A 5506-nucleotide genomic window follows, 5' to 3' on the forward strand; every position below is an offset into this window, starting at 1 on the left:
GTGGGTTTGGGCTGGCGCAAAGAAGAACCCCCAGGCTTTTGGCCTGGGGGTTCGGGGTAAAGACCCTGGCGATGACCTACTCTCGCATGGGAAGCCCACACTACCATCGGCGCTGTTGCGTTTCACTTCCGAGTTCGGGATGGGATCGGGTGGTTCCACAACGCTAATGTCACCAGGGAGACGGTTGGAGCGTGCTGGCGTCCGGAGGAGGAGCCGCACCGTCTCGCATGGGGTACCTGGGATGTAGGGAGCGTGGATGGCCTGTCGACGCGTCGTCGAGTCCAAGGCCACTTGAGGTTATATGGTCAAGCCGCACGGGTCATTAGTACTGGTTAGCTCAACGCATTGCTGCGCTTACACACCCAGCCTATCAACCACCTGGTCTAGATGGTCCCTTCAGGGGACTTGTGTCCCGGGAGATCTCATCTTGAGGCGCGCTTCCCGCTTAGATGCTTTCAGCGGTTATCGCTTCCGAACATAGCTACCCGGCAATGCCACTGGCGTGACAACCGGAACACCAGAGGTTCGTCCACTCCGGTCCTCTCGTACTAGGAGCAGCCCCTCTCAAATCTCCAACGCCCATGGCAGATAGGGACCGAACTGTCTCACGACGTTCTGAACCCAGCTCGCGTACCACTTTAAATGGCGAACAGCCATACCCTTGGGACCGACTACAGCCCCAGGATGTGATGAGCCGACATCGAGGTGCCAAACACCGCCGTCGATATGAACTCTTGGGCGGTATCAGCCTGTTATCCCCGGAGTACCTTTTATCCGTTGAGCGATGGCCCTTCCATACAGAACCACCGGATCACTAAGTCCTACTTTCGTACCTGCTTGATCCGTCGATCTTGCAGTCAAGCACGCTTATGCCTTTGCACACAGTGCGCGATGTCCGACCGCGCTGAGCGTACCTTCGAGCTCCTCCGTTACTCTTTAGGAGGAGACCGCCCCAGTCAAACTACCCACCATACACGGTCCCCGACCCGGATAACGGGCCCAGGTTAGAACGTCAAGCACATCAGGGTGGTATTTCAAGGACGGCTCCATGCCAGCTGGCGCCGGCACTTCACAGCCTCCCACCTATCCTACACAGACGAACTCAACGTTCAGTGTAAAGCTATAGTAAAGGTTCACGGGGTCTTTCCGTCTTGCCACGGGAACGCTGCATCTTCACAGCGATTTCAATTTCACTGAGTCTCGGGTGGAGACAGCGCCGCTGTCGTTACGCCATTCGTGCAGGTCGGAACTTACCCGACAAGGAATTTCGCTACCTTAGGACCGTTATAGTTACGGCCGCCGTTTACCGGGGCTTCGATCAAGAGCTTCGCCTTGCGGCTGACCCCATCAATTAACCTTCCGGCACCGGGCAGGCGTCACACCCTATACGTCCACTTTCGTGTTTGCAGAGTGCTGTGTTTTTGATAAACAGTCGCAGCGGCCTGGTCACTTCGGCCCCCCTCAGCTACAGCCCGCATGGGCCACCAAAGGAGGCGCACCTTCTCCCGAAGTTACGGTGCCATGTTGCCTAGTTCCTTCACCCGAGTTCTCTCAAGCGCCTGAGAATTCTCATCCTACCCACCTGTGTCGGTTTTCGGTACGGTCTGCGTGAGCTGGAGCTTAGGGGCTTTTCCTGGAAGCGTGGTATCAGTCACTTCGCCCTGAAGGGCTCGTCTCGGTGCTCGGTGTTGACCCCCCGGATTTGCCTAAGGGATCCACCTACCGCCTTTCCCCGGGACAACCAACGCCCGGTAGACCTAACCTTCTCCGTCCCCCCATCGCACTCACGCGAGGTACTGGAATATTAACCAGTTTCCCATCGACTACGGCTTTCGCCCTCGCCTTAGGGGCCGACTCACCCTGCGCCGATTAACGTTGCGCAAGGAAACCTTGGGCTTTCGGCGTGCGGGCTTTTCACCCGCATTATCGTTACTCATGTCAGCATTCGCACTTCCGATACCTCCAGCAGGCCTCTCGACCCACCTTCGCAGGCTTACGGAACGCTCCTCTACCGCGCACACCAGAGGTGTGCACCCCAAGCTTCGGTTTACCGCTTAGCCCCGTTAAATCTTCCGCGCAGGCCGACTCGACCAGTGAGCTATTACGCTTTCTTTAAAGGGTGGCTGCTTCTAAGCCAACCTCCTGGCTGTCTGTGCCTTCCCACATCGTTTTCCACTTAGCGGTAATTGGGGACCTTAGCTGTGGGTCTGGGTTGTTTCCCTTTTCACGACGGACGTTAGCACCCGCCGTGTGTCTCCCGTACAGTCCGTCCCGGTATTCGGAGTTTGCAATGGTTTGGTAAGTCGCGATGACCCCCTAGCCATAACAGTGCTCTACCCCCGAGAGGATACATACGAGGCGCTACCTAAATAGCTTTCGAGGAGAACCAGCTATCTCCGGGTTCGATTAGCTTTTCACTCCTAATCACACCTCATCCCCTACCTTTGCAACGGGAGTGGGTTCGGGCCTCCAGTGCGTGTTACCGCACCTTCACCCTGGGCATGACTAGATCACCCGGTTTCGGGTCTACTGCCTGCGACTATGCGCCCTGTTCAGACTCGGTTTCCCTTCGCCTCCCCTATACGGTTAAGCTCGCCACAGACAGTAAGTCGCTGACCCATTATACAAAAGGTACGCCGTCACCCCTTGCGGGGCTCCGACTGCTTGTACGCACACGGTTTCAGGGTCTATTTCACTCCCCTCTCCGGGGTTCTTTTCGCCTTTCCCTCACGGTACTGGTTCACTATCGGTCGGTCAGGAGTATTTAGCCTTGGAGGATGGTCCCCCCATGTTCAGACAGGGTTTCACGTGCCCCGCCCTACTCGATTTCATCCACATGGCCCTTTCGCATACAGGGCTATCACCTTCTATGGCCGGACTTTCCAGACCGTTTTGCTAGAACCATGCAGACTTTTGGGCTAGTCCCCGTTCGCTCGTCACTACTGAGGGAATCTCGGTTGATTTCTTTTCCTCCGGTTACTTAGATATTTCAGTTCACCGGGTTCGCCTCCAGCACCTATGGATTCAGTGCAGGATACCGCCGAAGCGGTGGGTTTCCCCATTCGGACATCGCCGGATCAAAGCTTGTTGCCAGCTCCCCGACGCTTTTCGCAGGCTGCCACGTCCTTCATCGCCTCTGACCGCCAAGGCATCCACCGTGTGCGCTTGTTCGCTTGACCATATAACCCCAAGTCGCCTCGGAGTTACGGTGCCCAAGGAGTACAAATCCCCGGACGCGAATCGCAACGACTCAAATTAGGAACCTCGCGGTTCTCGCCTTAGCCTCAAACGACACGTCGAGATGGTCATCTCAAACGCTCGCTACATCCCAAGTTGTTAAAGAACACATGCCCGCCTCAACGCCTGGCATGTCCTTGATTCCTGTGTGCGCTTACATCCAGAGTGGTGGGTCTGGGAGGACTCGAACCACCGACCTCACCCTTATCAGGGGTGCGCTCTAACCACCTGAGCTACAGACCCAAAAGATCAGACTCATTTGGTGGAGCCAGTCGGGATCGAACCGACGACCCCCTGCTTGCAAAGCAGGTGCTCTCCCAGCTGAGCTATGGCCCCGCAATCCGGGGGTGCCCCGCTCACGCGGAACCTCTCTGAATGCAGGTGACTTGTGAGGACGCCCGACAGGACGATGCTGCCGTGCTCAAAAGGAGGTGATCCAGCCGCACCTTCCGATACGGCTACCTTGTTACGACTTCACCCCAGTCATTGGCCACACCGTGGCAAGCGCCCTCCTTGCGGTTAAGCTACCTGCTTCTGGTGCAACCAACTCCCATGGTGTGACGGGCGGTGTGTACAAGGCCCGGGAACGTATTCACCGCAGCAATGCTGATCTGCGATTACTAGCGATTCCGACTTCATGGAGTCGAGTTGCAGACTCCAATCCGGACTGAGATGGGGTTTCTGGGATTGGCTCCCCCTCGCGGGTTCGCAGCCCTCTGTCCCCACCATTGTAGTACGTGTGTAGCCCTGGTCGTAAGGGCCATGATGACTTGACGTCATCCCCACCTTCCTCCGGTTTGTCACCGGCGGTCTCCTTAGAGTTCCCACCATTACGTGCTGGCAACTAAGGACAAGGGTTGCGCTCGTTGCGGGACTTAACCCAACATCTCACGACACGAGCTGACGACAGCCATGCAGCACCTGTCTCGCGGCTCCCGAAGGCACCCGCCCATCTCTGGGCAGTTCCGCGGATGTCAAGACCAGGTAAGGTTCTTCGCGTTGCATCGAATTAAACCACATACTCCACCGCTTGTGCGGGCCCCCGTCAATTCCTTTGAGTTTCAGTCTTGCGACCGTACTCCCCAGGCGGCGAACTTAACGCGTTAGCTTCGATACTGAGTCCCAAATTGAACCCAACATCCAGTTCGCATCGTTTAGGGCGTGGACTACCAGGGTATCTAATCCTGTTTGCTCCCCACGCTTTCGTGCCTCAGTGTCAGTGTTGGCCCAGGTGGCCGCCTTCGCCACGGGTGTTCCTCCCGATCTCTACGCATTTCACTGCTACACCGGGAATTCCGCCACCCTCTACCACACTCTAGTGACCCAGTATCCACTGCAATTCCCAGGTTGAGCCCAGGGCTTTCACAACGGACTTAAGCCACCACCTACGCACGCTTTACGCCCAGTAATTCCGAGTAACGCTTGCACCCTTCGTATTACCGCGGCTGCTGGCACGAAGTTAGCCGGTGCTTATTCTTTGGGTACCGTCATCCCCGCCGGGTATTAGCCAGCAGGATTTCTTCCCCAACAAAAGGGCTTTACAACCCGAAGGCCTTCTTCACCCACGCGGCATGGCTGGATCAGGCTTTCGCCCATTGTCCAATATTCCCCACTGCTGCCTCCCGTAGGAGTCTGGGCCGTGTCTCAGTCCCAGTGTGGCTGATCATCCTCTCAGACCAGCTACCGATCGTCGCCTTGGTGGGCCTTTACCCCGCCAACTAGCTAATCGGACATCGGCTCATTCCATCGCGTGAGGCCTTGCGGTCCCCCACTTTCACCCTTAGGTCGTATGCGGTATTAGCGTAAGTTTCCCTACGTTATCCCCCACGACGGAGTAGATTCCGATGTGTTCCTCACCCGTCCGCCACTCGCCGGCATAGGAAGCAAGCTTCCTACCCGCTGCCGTTCGACTTGCATGTGTTAGGCCTGCCGCCAGCGTTCACTCTGAGCCAGGATCAAACTCTTCACTTAAAAACTGCTTGCCTTGCGGCAAAAGTCTTCAGCTTCGCAGAGCGTGAACCCAGCGCGCGAATCACTTGCTGTAAGCAATTGACTTGCTGCTGTTCAACGTCTGCAAGATGGACAGTCATCCTTCCTGCAGGCGTCCGCACAAGTTACCTGCGCACACTTTCAAAGAACCCAGGAATCGGCCTCAGCGCCTCTTCCAATCCACCCCGGCGTTCCCGCCGGGGGAGCCGCATATTCTGGCGGCTCTCTCCGATCCCGTCAACACCCCGTCAGGAGATGCCTCCGGCCCCGGACCGCCCCG

2 tRNA genes and 3 rRNA genes are annotated in these 5506 nt (G+C 57.0%); all 5 read right to left on the reverse strand.

The features are described 5' to 3' along the window. Positions 1-63: 63 nt before the first annotated feature. Positions 64-177 (reverse strand): 5S ribosomal RNA (gene rrf, locus CR938_RS13755). Positions 178-301: 124 nt separating this feature from the next. Continuing rightward, positions 302-3179, reverse strand: a 23S ribosomal RNA gene (locus CR938_RS13760). Between the two features lie 224 nt (positions 3180-3403). Continuing rightward, positions 3404-3480, reverse strand: a tRNA-Ile gene (locus CR938_RS13765). A 17-nt stretch (positions 3481-3497) separates the two neighbouring features. After that, positions 3498-3573 (reverse strand) — tRNA-Ala (locus tag CR938_RS13770). 88 nt (positions 3574-3661) lie between these two features. Continuing rightward, a 16S ribosomal RNA gene (locus CR938_RS13775) occupies positions 3662-5208 on the reverse strand. The 16S, 23S and 5S rRNA genes sit together here with 2 tRNA genes alongside, the layout of an rRNA operon. Positions 5209-5506: the final 298 nt, after the last annotated feature.

The organism is Pseudoxanthomonas taiwanensis, from assembly GCF_010093135.1.
Classification (GTDB): Bacteria; Pseudomonadota; Gammaproteobacteria; order Xanthomonadales; family Xanthomonadaceae; genus Pseudoxanthomonas; species Pseudoxanthomonas taiwanensis.